The sequence below is a fragment of the Bartonella sp. TT121SHDZB genome (genome assembly GCF_042193415.1).
Taxonomy (GTDB): domain Bacteria; phylum Pseudomonadota; class Alphaproteobacteria; order Rhizobiales; family Rhizobiaceae; genus Bartonella.
The window spans coordinates 29,219-47,188 of record NZ_JBHILR010000006.1 but is presented as its reverse complement, the minus strand read 5'-3'; the positions used below and the strand labels follow the sequence as shown (position 1 = coordinate 47,188).

Genomic DNA, 17,970 nt, shown 5'->3' with positions numbered 1-17,970 from the left:
GTTATTGGATTATTTTATAATGTGCGGTTAATATGTTCGATACGGAAGGTCTCAATGATGTCTCCTGCGCGCATGTCTTCGTAATTTTCAAAGGCTATTCCACATTCTTGACCACTTTGCACTTCATTGACTTCATCCTTAAAGCGTTTGAGTGTTTTCAGCTTTCCTTCGTGAATAACGATATTATCGCGGATAAGGCGAACACCGGCTCCTCGTTCTATTTTACCTTCTGTAACACGACATCCTGCGACTTTTCCGATTTTTGTAATGTTAAAGACTTCTAGAATTTCAGCATTACCAAGGAAAGTTTCACGCTGTTCTGGTGAGAGTAATCCAGACATAGCAGCTTTGATATCATCAACAAGATCATAAATGATGTTATAATAACGAATTTCAATTCCTTGAGTTTTAGCAAAATCACGCGCCTGTTTATTGGCTCGAACATTAAAACCAATTACAGCAGAGTTAGAAGCTTCCGCAAGAGAAATATCACTTTCGGTAATTCCACCAGCACCAGAATGTACAACACGCGCACGAACCTCATCATTTCCTAGCTTCTCTAATGCTGAAGCGATTGCTTCAATTGATCCTTGCACATCCCCTTTTATAATAAGAGAAAACTCCTTAACACCAGTCGTTTGCAATTTTGTCATCATCTGTTCAAGAGAACCACGCGAACCAGTTTGTCGAGCGACAGCTTTATCACGTGCTAATCGTTGACGGTATTCAGAAATTTCGCGTGCTTTTGCTTCATGTGTGACAACAGCAAAACGATCTCCAGCTTGTGGCGTTCTTTGCATGCCTAAAATTTCAATTGGTGTAGAGGGAACGGCTTCTTTGATATGGCGACCATGGTCGTCAATCAAAGCACGTACACGCCCCCATTCATTTCCGGCAACTATAATATCAGAAGGGTGTAATGTACCTTTTTGAACAAGAACTGTTGCAACAGATCCACGTCCGCGATCCAATTTGGCTTCAATGACAACGCCCTCTGCAGTTCGCTGAGGATCTGCTTTCAGATCAAGCATTTCAGCTTGAAGCAGGATGGCTTCGAGAAGTTTATCAAGATTTTGACCGGTTTTAGCAGAAACTTCAACGTCCAAAGTTTCTCCGCCCATAGTTTCAACAAATACTTCATGTTGTAGAAGTTCTGTACGTACTTTTTGTGCATTCGCAGCTGGTTTATCAATTTTGTTGATAGCAACAATGATAGGTACACCAGCAGCTTTGGCATGATTGATTGATTCAACCGTTTGGGGCATGACACTATCATCAGCGGCTACAACGAGAACGGCAATATCGGTAACACGAGCTCCACGGGCACGCATAGCCGTAAATGCAGCATGTCCCGGCGTATCAATAAAGGTAATTTTTTGACCGTTTTGTTCTACTTGATAGGCACCAATATGCTGCGTAATACCACCTGCTTCGCCAGAAACAACATTTGCTTTGCGAATAGCATCCAGAAGAGAAGTTTTTCCGTGGTCAACATGGCCCATAATGGTTACAACAGGGGGACGTTGCTGCATATTTTGAGGATTATCTGTTATATTAAAGATGCCTTCTTCTACGTCAGATTCTAAAACACGTTTAACAGTATGACCGAATTCAACAGCAATGAGTTCGGCAACATCTGCATCAATAACATCGCCAGGTTTCATCATTTGTCCCTGTTTCATCAAAAATTTAATTACATCAACAGAACGCTCAGTCATACGTTGTGCGAGCTCTTGAATGGTAATCGTTTCAGGCAGAACAACTTCGCGAGAAATTTTTTCTCTTGGTTCTTGGTTTTGTGCACGCTTAAATTTTTCCTGTCTGCGCCGCATTGCAGCCATTGAGCGCCCACGTGCGCTCCCTTCTTCATCCAGTGCACTATTAAGAGTCAGTTTTGCACGACGTCGCTCATCAGCCCCTTTGATAATTTTGGGTGCACGTATTTCTGATTTAACAGGATTAGTACGTCGGCTATACCGTTCTTCCTCTTTATTTTCATCTATTTTGCGTTTTTCAATTACAGTTGTATTTTTAGGTGCAATAGGAATATCTGTTTGTTCGATGAGTGGGGGAACAGGTGGAGTCTGTACCGGCAGTTTTTCTTCTTCTTTTTGGTGATGTATTTCTTTTTCTTTAATTTCTCGTTGTAAAATTTCTTCACGTTCTTTAGCGCGTCTTGCTTCTTCTTCGGCTTGTTCTCGCGTTATTCTTTCTTGGATATGTGCTTCTTCTAATGCGCGAAGTCTTGCTTCCATTTCAGCCGATGAAAGATTGCTTTTAGCCACAGATTCTCGAGGCTTTTTTTCCTCAAAACGTGGTTTAGAGCGCTGGGGAGCCACATGCGGCTTTGTAATAGGCTGTAGGTTTTCCGTTTTTTCATCGGGTCGCGTAATTTTACGCCGTTTGGTTTCGACAACGACAGCCTTCGTACGGCCATGGCTAAAATTTTGTTTGACCGTGCTCGTTTCCAAGACAGACCGCTTGAGAGTTAGTGTCCTCTTGACTGTTGTTTTGTCGTTGTTATTTTCACTCATTGTACTTCCTTCACGGCTTGTGCCGTCATCTCACCAAGCTTACTATGCTTGTTATCACGATAGCTGATCAATTTATGTGTCATTTTAAGAAATCCTTCAGCAGCCTTTGTGTCCAATAAAGCGGCGTGCATTACAGGATTAGTGCCAAAAGCCACGCGCATTTCATCTCTTGTAAATAAAGATATGGTTTTTATAGTGCGATTTGTTTGTTGTTGTATTGTATGGATGGCTTGTGCAATTTTTCGTTTTCCATCTTCTGTTGTTTCTTTGGCATGAAGTACAAGAATAACTTGACCAGAGCGGATAGCGGCGTCAACCTTTGTTGCTCCCATGACAACTGCTCCCGCTTTTCGTGCCATGGAAAGGCTTGAAAGGGCGGCTTTTAGTAAAAGCGTATCAATAATATGCACAAGATTTGGTGCAACCTCAACATCTGTTTTAAAATTTTTATGAAAAGCTTTTTGTTTGATTGCCTTCTCAATAACATCATGATGAGCAGAAATCCAAACGCCACGTCCTGGTAAATTAGCTTTAAGATCAGGAACGATTTGATTATTGGGACCAATAACAAAACGGATCAGCGTTTGTACTGAAGCATTTTTTCTGGTTATAATGCAAGTCCGTTCATTCATTTAAAGTGTATCCACATTCAAATCATCTGTTTTTTCATTTTCTACAGGATTTTCTGTAACAAGATCAGCTTGGTCTATCCAGCCTGCTTGTACACGTGCGGCTAAAACCATAGCTTCTGCATCAGCGCGTGTAATGTCAAAAGGGGTTAGAATACCAGAAAAATTCTGTGTTTGACCTTCTTTACGTTCTCTCCAACCAGCTAAATCATCAACGGCATAGCCAGCAAAGTCTTCTATTGTTTTTACACCATCCTCACCAACAGCAACCAACATAGCACTTGTCATTCCGGGAAGTGTTCGCAATTCGTCAGAAACTCCGAGCTTTTTGCGTTTTTCATCGAGTTCTTTTTCTTGATGATCAAGATATTCGCGAGCACGATTTTGGATTTCAGCAGCGGTTTCATGGTCAAAACCATCAATAGAAGCAATTTCTTCAAGATCAATATAGGCGATTTCCTCAATAGAAGAAAAACCCTCTGATGCCATAACCTGTCCGATCATTTCGTCAACCTCTAAGGATTCCATAAACAATTTACTGCGTTCAGTAAATTCTTTTTGACGATTTTCAGATTCTTCTTTTTCCGTTAAAATATCAATGTTCCACCCCGTTAGTTGCGAAGCTAAACGAACATTTTGCCCACGTCGTCCAATAGCAAGGCTAAGTTGATCATCTGGCACAATAACTTCAATACGTTCAGCATCTTCATCAAGGATGATTTTAGAAACTTCAGCAGGTTGCAGTGCATTAACGACAAATGTTGCTGCATCAGGCGACCAGGGAATAATATCAATTTTTTCGCCTTGTAATTCTGCAACAACAGCTTGTACACGGCTTCCTCGCATTCCAACACATGCTCCAATAGGATCAATGGAACCATCGCGTGAAACAACGGCGATTTTAGCCCGTGAACCTGGATCACGAGCAACAGATTTGATTTCTATAATACCATCATAGATTTCTGGCACTTCCATAGTGAAAAGTTTTACCATAAATTGGGGATGTGTGCGTGAAAGGAAAACTTGCGGTCCACGCGTTTCACGGTGCACATCATTGACAAAAGCACGAATACGGTCTCCATAGCGAAAGGATTCACGAGGAATTAATTCATCACGACGCACAATAGCTTCACCACGTCCTAGATCAACGATAACGTTACCATATTCCACACGTTTTACTGTACCAGAGATAATTTCACCCACTTTATTTTTGAATTCTTCATATTGCTGATCACGCTCTGCATCACGTACTTTTTGTACAATAACCTGTTTAGCAGATTGCGCTGCGATACGTCCAAAATCCATAGGAGGTAAAAGATCAGCAAAAAAATCACCAATTTTTGCTTCTGCTTGACGTTTGAGTGCATCGGACAAAGTAATTTCCGTTGTATAGTCTTCAACGACATCAACGATTTTAAGCAAGCGTTGTAATTTAATTTCACCTGTTTTGGAATTGATTTCAGCACGGATATTGGTTTCTTGACCATAACGAGAACGTGCTGCTTTCTGAATAGCGTCCGCCATCGCAGAAATGACAATTTCACGGTCGATCGACTTTTCACGTGCAACAGCATCTGCAATTTGCAGAATCTCAAGCCTGTTAGCGCTTGTAGCCATCAATTTTCTCCTTCTTTGTGTCACACGATGGGTAATTCCCAGTGATATTATTATTATTTGAAATTGAACGTTTGTATTGAGTCGTTAGGATTATCTTCGGAGATGAGTTGTTGATTTAAGTCTTTATTTTTTCTCAATGCATCGCGGATAAGTTCATCGGTAAGCACTAAATGCGCATTTATGATATCACAAAAGGAAATAGGGGTATACATGACTTCTCCATAAGCAGCTTTATCAGTGTTTAAAATAAATCCATCTTGCGTGACATTTGTAAGCGTTCCGCGAAATTTTCGGCGCCCGTCAATTGTTATGTTAGTTTCAATTTTTGCAAGATGCCCTTGCCAATGAACAAAATCAGATTTTCTTACCAATGGACGATCAATTCCAGGAGATGAGATTTCTAAATGATATTTGCGTTCAATAACATTTCGCACATCAAGCAGGGGGGAAACAGTCCGACTAACAGTTTCACAATCTTCTACGGTCATAGAACCATCAGCCCGTTCAACCATAATTTGAAGCGTTAAACCATTTTGTCCAAGAAGTTTCACACGAACCAAACGAAAACTTAAAGGTTTAAGCAGTGGTATGACAAGAGCAGCAACCTGTGCTTCGATACCATCTTCTGCAAACAGGCGTGGTTCATCAAGATTGCTTATTTTTTCAGCTTTGTTCATACATTTTATCCAAATTATTTCACCAGTTTTATGATATTAAAAAAGAGCGGGTCTCACGACCCACCCTTCATCATAAGACCAAGAATTTAACTATTGATACTCTTAAATTCAAATTTTTTCAAGTTGTTTATGAAAAAAGCGCTTGATCATTTATTTCTTGATAAAGGTAAGATAGGCAGGCGTTCGTCCTTCGCGTAAAGCTTTTGCTTCATAGCGGGTTCCGCTCCATTGTGGATAAGGTTTTTTCCAGTCTTGAGGGCTTTCTGCTTCCCATTCAAAGTGATCATGTTGTGCACAATGGTATAAGGTCCAGTTTACATAACTGTCTATATCACTCGCAAAGCGAAGTTTTTTTCCCATTTTAAGAACGCGAGCAAAACGGTTGAGATTTTTTATATTGATGAAACGTCGTTTCCAGTGTTTCTTTTTCGGCCAAGGATCAGGATAGAAGAGGTCTATTCCATCAAGCGAGTTATCAGGGAGCCAATCAAGGAGGCGTGTAGCATCATCATTATAGAGGCGAAGACGATTTTGATGGTTTTGATGCTGTTCAAGAGACAACAATATTTTTGCCATGCCATTGATAAAGGGCTCGATGCCGATAAAACCGGTTTGTGGAAAATAGTCTATTTCATGGAGTAAATGTTCACCTCCACCAAAGCCGATTTCAAGTCGAATTTCTCTTACTTTGCTTGAAAATAAGGATGTAAGGTTTGGGGGAGGAGGGACATTTAAATCAATATTAAAATTTGGGAGAAGCATTTTTATACGCGCAAGCTGACTGTTTCGTAGCTGCTTTCCTTGTCTGCGTCCAAAAAAGGCTTCACTCTTGCGTGTATTATGTTTAATCATGCGACTTAAATCATTGCTTGAAGTATTTTCACGAGATCGGTTTTTTCCCATGAAAACGAACCATCATGTTTTGGTTTCCGACCAAAATGGCCGTAAGCCGCTGTTTTTGTGTAGATAGGTTTATTAAGGTCAAGATGTTTTCGAATTCCAGTTGGTGAAAGGTCCATTATTTTGCGGATGGCTTCTTCAATAACTTTTTCATCGACTTTTCCTGTTCCATGAAGATTAAGATAAATAGATAAAGGTTGTGCAATACCAATTGCATAGGAGAGTTGAATGGTGCATCTCTCTGCTAAATGAGCAGCAACAATATTCTTAGCCAGATAGCGTGCCGCATAGGCAGCAGAACGATCAACTTTTGTTGTATCTTTTCCTGAAAAAGCACCGCCTCCATGGGGTGCTGCACCTCCGTAAGTATCCACAATAATTTTGCGTCCCGTTAATCCGGCATCGCTTTGAGGGCCTCCAATGACAAATTTTCCTGTTGGGTTAATATACCAACTACATTGAGCCGCAATGGGAATATCATGTAAAGCTTGGCGAATGTAAGGTTCAACCACTGTACGTACTTTGTTGGAATCCCAACTTTCATCGAGGTGCTGCGTTGAAAGAACGATGGATGTTACTTCTATAGGTTTTCCATTTTTATAGCGTATGGTTATTTGACTTTTAGCATCTGGTCCTAATTTTCCAGTTTCTCCTTCTCCTTTATGACGTGCTGCGGCAAGAAGTTTGAGAATCTTATGCGCATAATAAATTGGTGCAGGCATGAGATCAGGCGTTTCACGGCAAGCATATCCAAACATGATGCCTTGATCACCTGCTCCTTCTTCACCGTGCCGATCTGTAGCATTATCAACGCCTCTTGCAATGTCAGCTGATTGGGGGCGCAAAAGAACATCAATTTTAACAGTTTTCCAATGGAATCCTGCTTGTTCATAGCCAATAGCACGAATAGCACGGCGCGCTGCTGTACGAAAACGCGTAGGATTAATAAGTGGAAAGCCAGCTTCATCATAGATAAATTCTTTATTTTTATCTTTTTTTAATAGCGTATCGGGAACACGTACCTCACCAGCGATAACAACACGGTTTACACTAACGAGAGTTTCACAGGCAACGCGTACTAACCATGGATCAGTACCAGTCTTTTCAGCTTCTTTATAGATCATATCAACGATTTCATCGGAAATACGATCACAAATTTTATCAGGATGTCCTTCCGATACCGATTCGCTCGTAAAAAGATAATCTTGATGCGGCATAGGAACTCCTTCAAAAAAGAAAACCAAAGATTTAATCAATTGCTTACTAAAGTCGTCACCATTTGCTAATTCTACAGCAAATAGTCAATGCAAATTTATATGAATAAAAGAGAAAAGATATAATTTTAATTTATAACTTATTTGTCAAATCTTCCTCAGAAAGTGCTTTTGCCAAGTCAATAATTTTTCGACGCACTTTAGCATCAGATATATTTGTAAAAGCGCGCATGAGCTGAATCCCTTCGCTGCTAGAACAAAAGTCTATAAAATTGTGATCACTTTCGGCAAAACCCTCTACTTGTTGGGAGGTAATACCTTTATCAAAAAAGTAAGAAACAGGAACATCCATAATTTCCGCTATCGCTTGAAGACGACTGGCACCAATACGGTTTGTTCCTTTTTCATATTTTTGGATTTGCTGAAAAGTAATTCCTAATTTTTCACCTAGTTTCTCTTGAGTGAGTCCTAAAATATTACGACGTAAACGGATACGAGTTCCAACATAGATATCTATAGGGTCAGGTTTTTTTCTAGTTTCGGTCATAATGCAACTCTTTATTTCCAGCACTTTTTTTCTAAATCAACATCATATTTATGCGCAGCTGATTTATCATATAATTAAAACAATATGTAATATTTTTTCCCAATATTACTGGTACACGCAACATAATACCGTACAAAGGGCACTTGAATCATTTAAGCTGTTTTGTAAAACCAAAACCAATACGACACAATAGCATAAGGATGAATAAGATAAAAGTAGAGAAAGTTCTGTATTCATTGCTTCCTATAGGGGTAATGGATGATGGAACTTGTGAATCAATAATGCCCACAGCATTTTGTCGAAGAGCTACAACGATTCGTCCATAAGAATCAATAACAGCTGATATGCCATTATTGGCTGCCCGTATGAGGGGGATTCCCAGTTCAACGGCACGAAGCTGTGCTTGTTGAAGATGTTGATAGGGTCCAGGCGTTACACCAAACCATGCATCATTTGTAATATTAATAATTGCTTGAGGTGGGGAACCTTTAAAAGTCATTTCATGGGGAAATATTGCTTCATAACAAATCAAGGGTAGATAAGAAAATCCGTTTGGCATTGTAACAATTTTGCGCACACTTGCAGCACTATATCCACCAATAGTATCGGCAAGGGTACGCAATCCAATTTTTTTCAATAAATTCTGATAAGGAAGATACTCACCAAAAGGAACCAAATGAAGTTTATCAGAAGTATTTAAAATATTACCTTGAGCATTAATGACTGCAATTGTATTAAAATATTGTGTTTGGGAATGAGGTAGATCATTGCTGGCGCGTATTGCTCCGATAATAGCCCATTGTTTAGGTTTTAAAAGAGAGGCAATGTGCATTGTGATAGATGAGTTATCATAGAGAAGATAAGGAACGGAAGCTTCAGGCCATATGATAAAATCAGGTTCTGAATTTTGATCGGTTGTTGGTGTTGCACTTAGCTTTATATGCGCTTCCAACATAGCTTCTCGTGTATTATCACGCAATTTTATATTTTGTTGGATGGACGGTTGAACAATGCGCACCCAATAAGCACTTTTTTGATCTTCAGCTGTGCCTTCTATAGTATGAAGACGATAAAACCCAAAACCACAGTGAATGAAGATAAGTGATAAGCAAAGAGAAAGTGCCACTTTCTTTTTTTCATCCGTTAATAAAACAGTTGGCAAACTGTAGGCTAAGACAGCAAGAATATTCATTCCGTAAAGTCCCACGATTGCATCAGATTGCATGAACATTGGGGTTGGCATGGCTGTATAGCCAAGAGAATTCCATGGAAATCCTGTGAATAAAAACGCACGCAACCACTCGGACAATCCTAATGCAAAGGCTAAAACAAAAAAGCGTGCTATTCCTTTTGTCCATAATAAACCGACAATGAAACCAGAAAAAAACCAATAAAGAGAAAGGTAGAGTGGAGGGACTAAAATGGCTAATGGGACGGCCCAACCAAAAGAATCTGGATCTGTTAACAAAGCATTGCATAGCCACCAAAGTCCGCAAATAAAATAACTAAAACCAAAGGTTCCACAGCTTAAAGCGTAAGTAAAAAAATGTTTTTTATTATTTTTGGTGGTCTGTATTGAGTCAAGTAAAACAATAAAGAGAGGGAAAGTTAAAAAGCAAAGAGGTGTTAAATAAAAGGGTGGAAGTGCAAAAGAAGTAAGAGCGCCACACAGAAATATCCATGCTTGGCGTTTCCAGCCTGTAACAGAGAACAAAAAAACGATGAAATTGTGTAAAAACGCTGGACTATTCTTTAGGGATGGCATTGTTTTCAAGATTCTCATTTTTTGGAATGCGAAAAATGCGCAACCGTTTAATCCGGCGTTTATCAGCTTCTAAAATACGAAATCTATAGCCAGGTACAGCTTCAACAATTTCACCTTTGGCAGGAATGCGATCAAGAATGGAGACGATCAAACCACCAATAGTATCAACTTCATCACCATATTCCCCTACGATAAAATCAGGACCAAGAGCTTTCTCCACATCTTCTAGTTCAGTTCTTGCATCAACGAGCCATTTATTATTTGGTTCACGTACGATAGCATTGTCGACATTATCATGTTCATCTTCGATATCCCCAACGACTAACTCAACAATATCTTCCATTGAAACGAGACCATCTGTTCCTCCATGTTCATCAATAACTAAAGCCATTTGAGTTCGTGTCGTTTGCATCCGTGTTAATAATTTGCTTGCAAGCATAGAACTGGGAACAAAGAGAACTGTTCGGATCAAGTCCAATTCACCGATTGGAGTATGTAAGTCTGTATGGTTTAATTGAAGCAAATCGGATTTTTGTTCGGTTTTTGTTGGATTGATAATAAAGCGAATCATATAGTTAAGAATATCGCGGATATGGATCATGCCGCGCGGATCATCTAAAGTTTCAGCATAAACGGGTATGCGAGAATGACCAATTTTTGCAAAACATTTAAGTGCTTCTCCAAGTGAAGAGTTTATTTCTAATGCTTCGATTTCAGAACGAGGTATCATAACATCATCCACGCGTGCTTCACGTAAGCGTAAAATGTTATGCAGCATAGTACGTTCTTCAGGCGAGAAGGGGGCGGTATCTTTTTCATTGTTAGTCGTGAGGGCAACGGTAAGATCATCGCGCAGTGACGTAGGTGCACAATTACGACCACGTAAGAATGAAAATAAATGATTCATTAGAGAATATTTTTCTGTATGATTCGTCTGTTGAGAAGGTTTTTTTTCATTGTTAGAAGATGTTTGACTATTATTTTGTGTATTTATTTTGTTGTCCATGGTTTTGAAATCTTCTAAACTTTCTTTCTTATAATAGATAAATAAGAGGCTTTAAATGGTATGCTTGTAATATTAATTTTAAAAGTTAAATTTTATCATTGATAGACAATTCAGCGTAAGGATCTTTTATGGAAAGCTTTTGAAGAATTTCTCTTTCGAGCTTTTCCATTTTATATGCTTCATCATCAGTTTCATGGTCATAACCAAGCAGATGCAAGATACCATGAACAATCATATGTGTTAAATGGTCTTGAAATGTTTTTCCTTCTTTCTCTGCTTCGAAAACAACAGTTTCTCGGGCAATAATAATATCACCGAGCATGGGACCAGGTCGATTTCCAGCTTTAAGTGGAAAAGCAGGAAAGGATAATACATTAGTAGATTTGTTTTTGTTGCGCCATTGTGCATTGATTTGTGCCATATGTTCATCATCCGTAAAAAGCAAGCTAATCTCGCTTACAACATTTGCCAATGAAACATGATGCATAGTTGTCATTAATGCTTTTTCAGTGATATTATAAAGCATTTTCTCATCATTCCACCCTGCGCTTTTAATCATTATATCAATAATAATCATGATGAATCAAATTCATTTTTTAATGCATCGCATGCGAATGATTTTTTTTATTTTGTGTTTCTGAATCACGATCATAAGCACGAACGATAGCAGCAACAAGTGGATGGCGTACAACATCTTTTTCATCAAAATGCACGATTGCAATATTTTCTACATTTGAAAGAATGCGAATTGCTTCAATGAGACCTGATTTTTGCCCTGTAGGCAAATCAATTTGGCTTACGTCACCGGTAACAATCATACGCGTTCCTTCTCCAAGACGTGTGAGAAACATCTTCATTTGCATGGGCGTAGTATTTTGTGCCTCATCAAGAATAACAGCAGCATGGGCAAGTGTTCGTCCGCGCATAAAGGCAAGAGGAGCAATTTCTATGACACCAGAAGCTAAAATACGTTCTATTTTTTCAGCGGGCATCATATCATAAAGGGCATCATAAAGTGGTCGTAAATATGGGTCGATTTTTTCTTTGAGATCACCGGGAAGAAAACCAAGATGTTCTCCAGCTTCAACAGCTGGACGTGAGAGAATAATTCGCTCAATGATACCACGTTCTAGAAGCATTGCAGCATGAGCAACAGCAAGATACGTTTTTCCTGTTCCTGCTGGTCCTACACCAAATACAAGTTCAGTATGCTCCATAGCGCTTATGTAAGCATCTTGTGTTGGAGTTCTTGGATGAATTATTTTTTTATGGGTACTCAACCGTGCTGGTATAGTTTTCGTTGCAGGTTTGTGTGTTATGGTATCTTCTTTCTGCTTCTTTGGTATATCTGCCATAGCAATCGCTCCTTTTATATCTGATAAAGTGAGCTCTTGATGTGTTTTGGCACGTTCATAAAGTTGCTGCAATACATATTGCGCACGTTTTATAACAGAAATATTTCCACGGATTAAGACTTCATTACCACGCGGATGAATACGAAGTTCGAGTTTTTTTTCGATATAAGCGAGATTTTCGTCAAATTTACCAAAAACTGCTTTTGCATATTTATTATTTTCGAAAATCAAAACAACTTGGCTCACATCTGAAACGCTTGTTTGTTTCAAGGTATCAGTCTTTTCAAGGGACGTATTTACTTTTTCTTTAATACGCTTTATTTTTTCGGTTGAAGCTTTCAGCCTATTCTCCATTCTATATAAATATTGCACATTTTGTTAAGTAAATTTTATAAAAGACAATTTTTTACAAAAAGTGCACGCTTTAGATGTAATCATTTTCTTTTAAAATAAAAGAGTTTTCCAAAATATTTATTTTTGAACAAGGTTTTAGAGGCATATTTATCTATCTATCATTTCACCAACAAAACTGTTTGAGCTTGCATTTTTAATATGAATTTCTATCACACTACCTGTAGAGGCTTTTGTATCGACAACAACAGGTAAAAGCCAAGGGGAACGTCCTACCATTTGCCCTGAGTGACGTCCAGGTTTTTCGATAAGAACGTTCGTTTTTTGACCAATTTTAGAACGCAAAAATGCATCTTGTTGCTCAAGGAGAAGGAGCTGTAAATGTTGAAGTCGGGCATCTTTTACAGATTCATCAACATGATTTTTCATTGTGGCTCCCACTGTTCCAGGACGGGGGGAATATTTAAAAGAATAAGCTGAACTGTACTGCACTTGTTGAATAAGTTTAATAGTTTCTTCAAAATCTTCATCTGTTTCTCCTGGAAACCCTACAATAAAATCGCCTGAAAAGGCAATATCTGGCCGTGCGCTTCGAATTTTTTCGATAAGATGAAGATAATGAGAGCTTTTGTGTTGTCGGTTCATGGCTTTTAAGATGCGATCTGAACCTGATTGAACAGGCAGATGGAGGTAAGGCATTAACATATCAAGGTCTCGATGCGCGGCAATAAGGCTATCATCCATATCACGTGGGTGGCTGGTTGTGTAACGCAAACGCTTTAAACCATCAAGTTTTGCAAGATGGTAAAGAAGATCGCCAAGACGCCAAGTTTTTCCATCAACACTTTGTCCATGCCAACCATTAACATTTTGTCCAAGCAACGTAATTTCTTTAACACCTGCTTCTATGAGTTGGCGGGCTTCCTCGGTAATTTGCTCGACGGACCGTGATATTTCGGCACCCCGCGTATAGGGAACAACACAAAAAGTGCAAAATTTATCGCACCCTTCCTGTACTGTTAGAAATGCGCTAACACCCCGTTTTCTTACTGCATGTTTATTGTGAGGCGGCAAATGAGCAAATTTATCTTCAACAGCATAGTCTGTTTCGATAATTTTTTTTCCTTGTTTGACTTTTTCTAACAATTCTGGCAAGCGGTGATACATTTGCGGACCAATAACAAGATCCACTGTTGGAGCACGGCGCAAAATTTCACTTCCCTCAGCTTGTGCAACACAACCTGTTACACCAACTGTCAAGGGTTTATCAGGTGTGCGTTCTTGACGCATAATGCGCAAACGACCAAGATCAGAATAAAGTTTTTCTGCTGCTTTTTCACGAATATGACAGGTATTAACAAGAATAAGATCGGCATCATTGGGAGTTTGTGTTGTCACATAGCCTTGTGAACTGAGACTATCAGTCATCCGTTGGCTATCATAAACATTCATTTGACATCCATAGGTTTTGATGAAAACCTTTTTAGGAGCAACAGGAGGCGTATTTTTAGGATTTACTTTATTCATAGCGCATGTCTAAATGTTTTTTACACAAATCTCAATCTATTTGCTTAAAAGTTTTTTGCATGATAATTGCATCACCGCGACCATTTTTTGACGGGTAGTAGGCAAGACGTTCAGAAATTTTTTGAAATTTGAAGCGTTGATAAAGGTTCAAAGCGGAAAGGTTTGTAGCTTCTACTTCCAAGAATAATTTTATAGCGCGCTTGTTGTGAAGATGGCAAATTGTGCGATCGACAAGAAGGGTAGCAATTCCTTGTTGACGATAATGAGGGTGGACAGCAATTGTGATGATTTCTGCTTCATCAAGGATGAGACGGCAGAGGCAAAAGCCTAAAATTTGATCAGGGTGATCAAGGAGAAAAGCTTTGTACCCGAAGATAGAGTGATCTGTTAAGAAATTATCAAAAGCTTGTTTTGTCCAAGCAGGGGTAAAACAATGTTGATGAATTTGATGAAGAGCAGCACTATCATTAATTTGTAGCGGAGCAATCTCAAAATTTTTTTTTGTCAATGAAAATTTGGACATTATTTTTTTCGTGGTAAAGAAAAATCGGTTTGTTGTTTTGCATCAGCACTGCGAAGATAGAGTGGGCGAGGTGAGTTTTGTGGTTGTTTGTTGGCAGCAAGATAAGCATAGCTTACAATATCAGCCGCTTCGCAGGGGATTTTTTCTAGAACAATTTTTTCGTTTATTTTATGGTTTTTAATATGCTGTACAACGACATCAGCGGCTGAGCCAGTCAGTCGGGTTTTTTTTGGCAAATCTTCGAGGATATTTTCAATTGTTTTTAATCCCGGCGCTCCCAAAGGTGTGAGATCTTTATGGAAATTTTGATGGTAAAACATATCTCTTCCTGCTTCAATAACAACAGTAATTGCCGATGTAGAATTTTCATTGGTTGTTACTTGTGCGGCTAATGCTTCAAGAGCACTCACTCCAACAGCTGGTATCTCAAGTGCTAATGCCAAAGCGCGCGCTGTTGCAACACCGACACGTACACCAGTAAACGATCCAGGTCCAATATTGACAGCAATACGTTCAACTTGATCAAGCGTCATATTGGCTTGTGTCATTATTTGTGTAATCTGCCCAATAAGTTTTTCAGCATGTCCTTTGTTCATGCGCTCATTGATGCGCGCAATAACAGACTTATGGCAAATGAGTGCAACAGCACAATAAATTGAAGCAGTATCTATAGCAAGGATAAGCATAAAAATAGTTTAGTTGAATAAAACGATAAACGAAAGGCCTGTTATATTTTTAATCTTTTTACTGTCGTATATTCCATTTATAAGAAAGTTACTAGTGCCAATAAGCAACAATATCTTTTATAGAATAGAATGAGCTATTGATTTGATTCTTATTTGTTTTTATTGTTAATACATTGATTTATAATGATATTTATTATTTCCATGTTAAATAAGATCCTTGGACATTGTAAGATTTTCTTATTTTAAATCTGCTTATCTTGAATCAATTGAAATCACTTGCTTGCACACCACAAACGAGGCTGGTGTGTAGGTAAAAAACTATTAAGAAAGGACTAAAAATGGCTCTTATGAATCATCTTGATGCAAGCGCTATCGGCAACATTGGGAGCTAGAAATAGAGCTGATAGTATAACGTTCCGGCTTGTACTTCACAAGCGAAAAGATGGGGAGTATAATGTATTTTATACACGTCATGGGGATTTTACAGTATGTTATTCATAGGCACTGCCGTGAAAGGGAGCTCAAGTGCGTTGAGAGGTGTTTTTTTACAAGAACGTGAATGCACAACATAAATATATTCTGTTTTGGGCGTTTTGTTCTTCGTGAGAGACGTAACCCCATTAAAGTGTATATTTATCAATCTTTTATACAAACTTTAATTTAATAAGATTAGAGATGAAAGAAATAGCATTATTTTGTATGATTTACGTATTTAATACTATATCGCTGCAAATTATTATGGGTTAAAAAGTAATTTTGGCAGTTTGCGCTTCATATTATAGCTCTTTCAATTTTTGTATAGAATAATAGGCAAATTTTTAGAATTTTTGCTGGTTTTATGAAAGAGCTGATTTTAGTAGTAGTAAGACTTTGGATTGATTGTATACTCCGTTGAAAAAAGAAACAATCAATGCATATTTCAAAATGTTATATGATTTAAATCATTCAATTGTATCATGATAAGGCTACAAATACCGAGAATAATTATGGAGCAGGTTGAAGTCAAAATGACGCGCCATCCTGCTTTTTTTAATGATCGTATATCAACACCTAAACCTAATGCTGCCATTGAAATGATAGTGAATACCTGAGCAATAAGTTTGATCGGATTTATAGCCGTTTCAGGAATAAGTCCGCTTGAGCGGATAAGCATCATGATAATAAAACCGATTATAAACCATGGCACAAGAGTATGTAGACGAAAACGTGTTTGTGCTGAGCGATGATAGATAATTGATAGAATAAAAATAACAGGACCTAACATGAGAACGCGTACCAATTTAACAATTGTTGCAATTTGGACGCTTACAAAAGAGATAGATGCTGTTGCTGCCAAAACTTGCGGTACAGCATAAACAACCATGCCAGCAAGCACGCCATATTGGCTAAATGACAAATTCAAAGATGGATGTAAAAAGGGTAGAAATAAAATAATAAGAACTCCTAAAAGAGCAGTAAAAGCAATTGATGCGGCTACTTCGTCATGCTTTGCTTTAATGACAGGTGCAACAGCGACAATAGCTGAATTGCCACAAATAGCATTCCCGCAAGTGACCAGCATTGCCAAATGTGTAGAAAGCCCGAAAAGTCGGCCGATGGCAAAGCTCAGGATAATCGTTACGAATATCACGAATATGATACTAGCAAGCAAATTCCAACCAGCTGAAAGGACTGCGTTAATGCTAATGCTTGCTCCTAGAAGAACGATAGCAATTTCAAGAAGTGTTTTTGCAGAAAAGGTGATACCTTTTTGAAAATATGTTGGCAAAGGAAAACAACTACGGATAATCGATCCTAAAAGAATTGCCAAAACAAGGCTTTCAAGCCATGCTTGTCCAAAAAGCTGTTTTTCTACAACTTCTAAGCCATAAGCTAAGGCTGATATGAGTAAACATACGAAAATACCAGGACCAAAGTCGTTTAAAAGTGAAAGTTTTTTCTTTATCATTTTAATATTTCCCCCATAACAAAGAAATGATAGCAAACAAAAAGAGATAACAGATAAGAAAAAGTTTTAAAGATTTGTTCGTGCTTGTACAGCTGCTGCTAAAGTTCCATCATCAAGATAATCAAGCTCGCCTCCTACAGGCACACCATGAGCAAGTCGCGTAATTTTAACTGGAAAATTAGAAAGCTGATCAGTGATATAGTGAGCAGTTGTTTGACCTTCGACAGTCGCATTGACAGCAAGAATAATCTCCGTAATAGGATTTTGTACAACACGTTGTATTAAGGTGGCAATGTTGAGTTCGTCAGGACCTATTCCATCTAAGGGGGAGAGTCGTCCACCCAACACATGGTAACGTGCGGCTAAAGTTTTTGCGCGTTCAAGAGCCCACAGATCAGCAATATCCTCAACAACGATGATTGTTGTATCATCGCGGCGCAAATCTGTACAAATTGAACAAGGATCAATGGTATCGACATTTCCACAAACAGAACAAATGCCGACTTTTTCGATAGCTGCTTGTATAGCTGCTCCTAAAGGCTCGAGCAAAGTCTCCTTTTTTTTGATAAGATGCAGCGCAGCACGACGCGCTGAACGTGGACCAAGACCTGGTAACCGTGATAAAATCTGAATGAGACGTTCAATCTCAGGTCCTGCAATGTATTTAGACATATTTTTGTCCCACGGAAAA

At 38.7% G+C, this 17,970-nt stretch carries 16 protein-coding genes; all 16 read right to left on the bottom strand.

Annotated elements, in window-relative coordinates; genetic code table 11:
• Positions 1-14: 14 nt before the first annotated feature.
• The 16 genes from infB to recR all read right to left on the bottom strand — a co-directional run bounded on the left by infB (position 15) and on the right by recR (position 17,951).
• Complete coding sequence (gene infB, locus ACFIKI_RS05045) at positions 15-2,534, bottom strand: translation initiation factor IF-2 (RefSeq protein ID WP_375666060.1); 2,520 nt, start codon at positions 2,532-2,534, stop codon at positions 15-17.
• Positions 2,531-3,166 carry an RNA-binding protein gene (locus ACFIKI_RS05040; protein ID WP_375666058.1) on the bottom strand — a complete coding sequence of 212 codons (636 nt, stop codon included), beginning with the start codon at positions 3,164-3,166 and terminating at the stop codon, positions 2,531-2,533. The genes infB and ACFIKI_RS05040 overlap by 4 nt, the downstream gene beginning before the upstream one ends.
• The gene (nusA, locus tag ACFIKI_RS05035) at positions 3,167-4,780 is read right to left on the bottom strand and encodes a transcription termination factor NusA (RefSeq protein ID WP_375666056.1); all 1,614 of its coding nucleotides are present in this window, start codon (positions 4,778-4,780) and stop codon (positions 3,167-3,169) included.
• A gap of 53 nt (positions 4,781-4,833) precedes the next feature.
• A complete protein-coding gene (gene rimP / locus ACFIKI_RS05030; protein ID WP_375666054.1) occupies positions 4,834-5,457 on the bottom strand; it encodes a ribosome maturation factor RimP in 624 nt (207 codons plus the stop codon).
• Between the two features lie 150 nt (positions 5,458-5,607).
• Complete coding sequence (locus tag ACFIKI_RS05025) at positions 5,608-6,309, bottom strand: tRNA (guanine(46)-N(7))-methyltransferase TrmB (protein WP_375666163.1); 702 nt, start codon at positions 6,307-6,309, stop codon at positions 5,608-5,610.
• Positions 6,310-6,314: 5 nt separating this feature from the next.
• Positions 6,315-7,574: a methionine adenosyltransferase gene (metK, locus tag ACFIKI_RS05020; RefSeq protein ID WP_375666052.1), complete on the bottom strand. Its 1,260-nt coding sequence runs from the start codon at positions 7,572-7,574 to the stop codon at positions 6,315-6,317.
• Positions 7,575-7,704: 130 nt separating this feature from the next.
• Positions 7,705-8,118 (bottom strand): helix-turn-helix domain-containing protein, encoded by a 414-nt coding sequence (locus ACFIKI_RS05015; protein ID WP_012754634.1) that lies wholly within the window; start codon positions 8,116-8,118, stop codon positions 7,705-7,707.
• A gap of 148 nt (positions 8,119-8,266) precedes the next feature.
• Positions 8,267-9,901, bottom strand: coding sequence for an apolipoprotein N-acyltransferase (lnt, locus tag ACFIKI_RS05010; RefSeq protein ID WP_375666049.1), 1,635 nt, complete (start codon positions 9,899-9,901; stop codon positions 8,267-8,269).
• Positions 9,864-10,889, bottom strand: a complete 1,026-nt coding sequence (locus tag ACFIKI_RS05005) for a hemolysin family protein (protein ID WP_375666047.1) — start codon at positions 10,887-10,889, stop codon at positions 9,864-9,866. Before ACFIKI_RS05005 ends, lnt begins: the two co-directional genes overlap by 38 nt.
• Before the next feature lie 85 nt (positions 10,890-10,974).
• Positions 10,975-11,466: an rRNA maturation RNase YbeY gene (ybeY, locus tag ACFIKI_RS05000; protein WP_375666045.1), complete on the bottom strand. Its 492-nt coding sequence runs from the start codon at positions 11,464-11,466 to the stop codon at positions 10,975-10,977.
• A 19-nt stretch (positions 11,467-11,485) separates the two neighbouring features.
• A complete protein-coding gene (locus ACFIKI_RS04995; RefSeq protein ID WP_375666162.1) occupies positions 11,486-12,586 on the bottom strand; it encodes a PhoH family protein in 1,101 nt (366 codons plus the stop codon).
• Positions 12,587-12,745: 159 nt separating this feature from the next.
• Entirely contained in the window at positions 12,746-14,122 is a 1,377-nt protein-coding gene (miaB, locus tag ACFIKI_RS04990; protein ID WP_375666043.1) for a tRNA (N6-isopentenyl adenosine(37)-C2)-methylthiotransferase MiaB, read from the bottom strand.
• A gap of 31 nt (positions 14,123-14,153) precedes the next feature.
• Positions 14,154-14,645: a ribosomal protein S18-alanine N-acetyltransferase gene (rimI, locus tag ACFIKI_RS04985; RefSeq protein ID WP_375666040.1), complete on the bottom strand. Its 492-nt coding sequence runs from the start codon at positions 14,643-14,645 to the stop codon at positions 14,154-14,156.
• Positions 14,645-15,331, bottom strand: coding sequence for a tRNA (adenosine(37)-N6)-threonylcarbamoyltransferase complex dimerization subunit type 1 TsaB (gene tsaB, locus ACFIKI_RS04980; protein WP_375666037.1), 687 nt, complete (start codon positions 15,329-15,331; stop codon positions 14,645-14,647). Before tsaB ends, rimI begins: the two co-directional genes overlap by 1 nt.
• A 919-nt stretch (positions 15,332-16,250) precedes the next feature.
• Positions 16,251-17,279, bottom strand: coding sequence for a YeiH family protein (locus ACFIKI_RS04975; RefSeq protein WP_375666034.1), 1,029 nt, complete (start codon positions 17,277-17,279; stop codon positions 16,251-16,253).
• A gap of 66 nt (positions 17,280-17,345) precedes the next feature.
• Positions 17,346-17,951 (bottom strand): recombination mediator RecR, encoded by a 606-nt coding sequence (gene recR, locus ACFIKI_RS04970; protein WP_273790577.1) that lies wholly within the window; start codon positions 17,949-17,951, stop codon positions 17,346-17,348.
• Positions 17,952-17,970 lie beyond the last annotated feature (19 nt).

Coding starts and splice junctions, on each gene's coding strand:
- miaB (WP_375666043.1), bottom strand. CDS start 14,122: ATGAATAAAGTAAATCCTAAAAATACGCCTCCTGTTGCTCCTAAAAAG.
- ACFIKI_RS05040 (WP_375666058.1), bottom strand. CDS start 3,166: ATGAATGAACGGACTTGCATTATAACCAGAAAAAATGCTTCAGTACAA.
- ACFIKI_RS04975 (WP_375666034.1), bottom strand. CDS start 17,279: ATGATAAAGAAAAAACTTTCACTTTTAAACGACTTTGGTCCTGGTATT.
- tsaB (WP_375666037.1), bottom strand. CDS start 15,331: ATGCTTATCCTTGCTATAGATACTGCTTCAATTTATTGTGCTGTTGCA.
- metK (WP_375666052.1), bottom strand. CDS start 7,574: ATGCCGCATCAAGATTATCTTTTTACGAGCGAATCGGTATCGGAAGGA.
- ACFIKI_RS05005 (WP_375666047.1), bottom strand. CDS start 10,889: ATGGACAACAAAATAAATACACAAAATAATAGTCAAACATCTTCTAAC.
- lnt (WP_375666049.1), bottom strand. CDS start 9,901: ATGAGAATCTTGAAAACAATGCCATCCCTAAAGAATAGTCCAGCGTTT.
- recR (WP_273790577.1), bottom strand. CDS start 17,951: ATGTCTAAATACATTGCAGGACCTGAGATTGAACGTCTCATTCAGATT.
- rimI (WP_375666040.1), bottom strand. CDS start 14,645: ATGTCCAAATTTTCATTGACAAAAAAAAATTTTGAGATTGCTCCGCTA.
- ACFIKI_RS05015 (WP_012754634.1), bottom strand. CDS start 8,118: ATGACCGAAACTAGAAAAAAACCTGACCCTATAGATATCTATGTTGGA.
- ybeY (WP_375666045.1), bottom strand. CDS start 11,466: ATGATTATTATTGATATAATGATTAAAAGCGCAGGGTGGAATGATGAG.
- infB (WP_375666060.1), bottom strand. CDS start 2,534: ATGAGTGAAAATAACAACGACAAAACAACAGTCAAGAGGACACTAACT.
- ACFIKI_RS05025 (WP_375666163.1), bottom strand. CDS start 6,309: ATGATTAAACATAATACACGCAAGAGTGAAGCCTTTTTTGGACGCAGA.
- nusA (WP_375666056.1), bottom strand. CDS start 4,780: ATGGCTACAAGCGCTAACAGGCTTGAGATTCTGCAAATTGCAGATGCT.
- rimP (WP_375666054.1), bottom strand. CDS start 5,457: ATGAACAAAGCTGAAAAAATAAGCAATCTTGATGAACCACGCCTGTTT.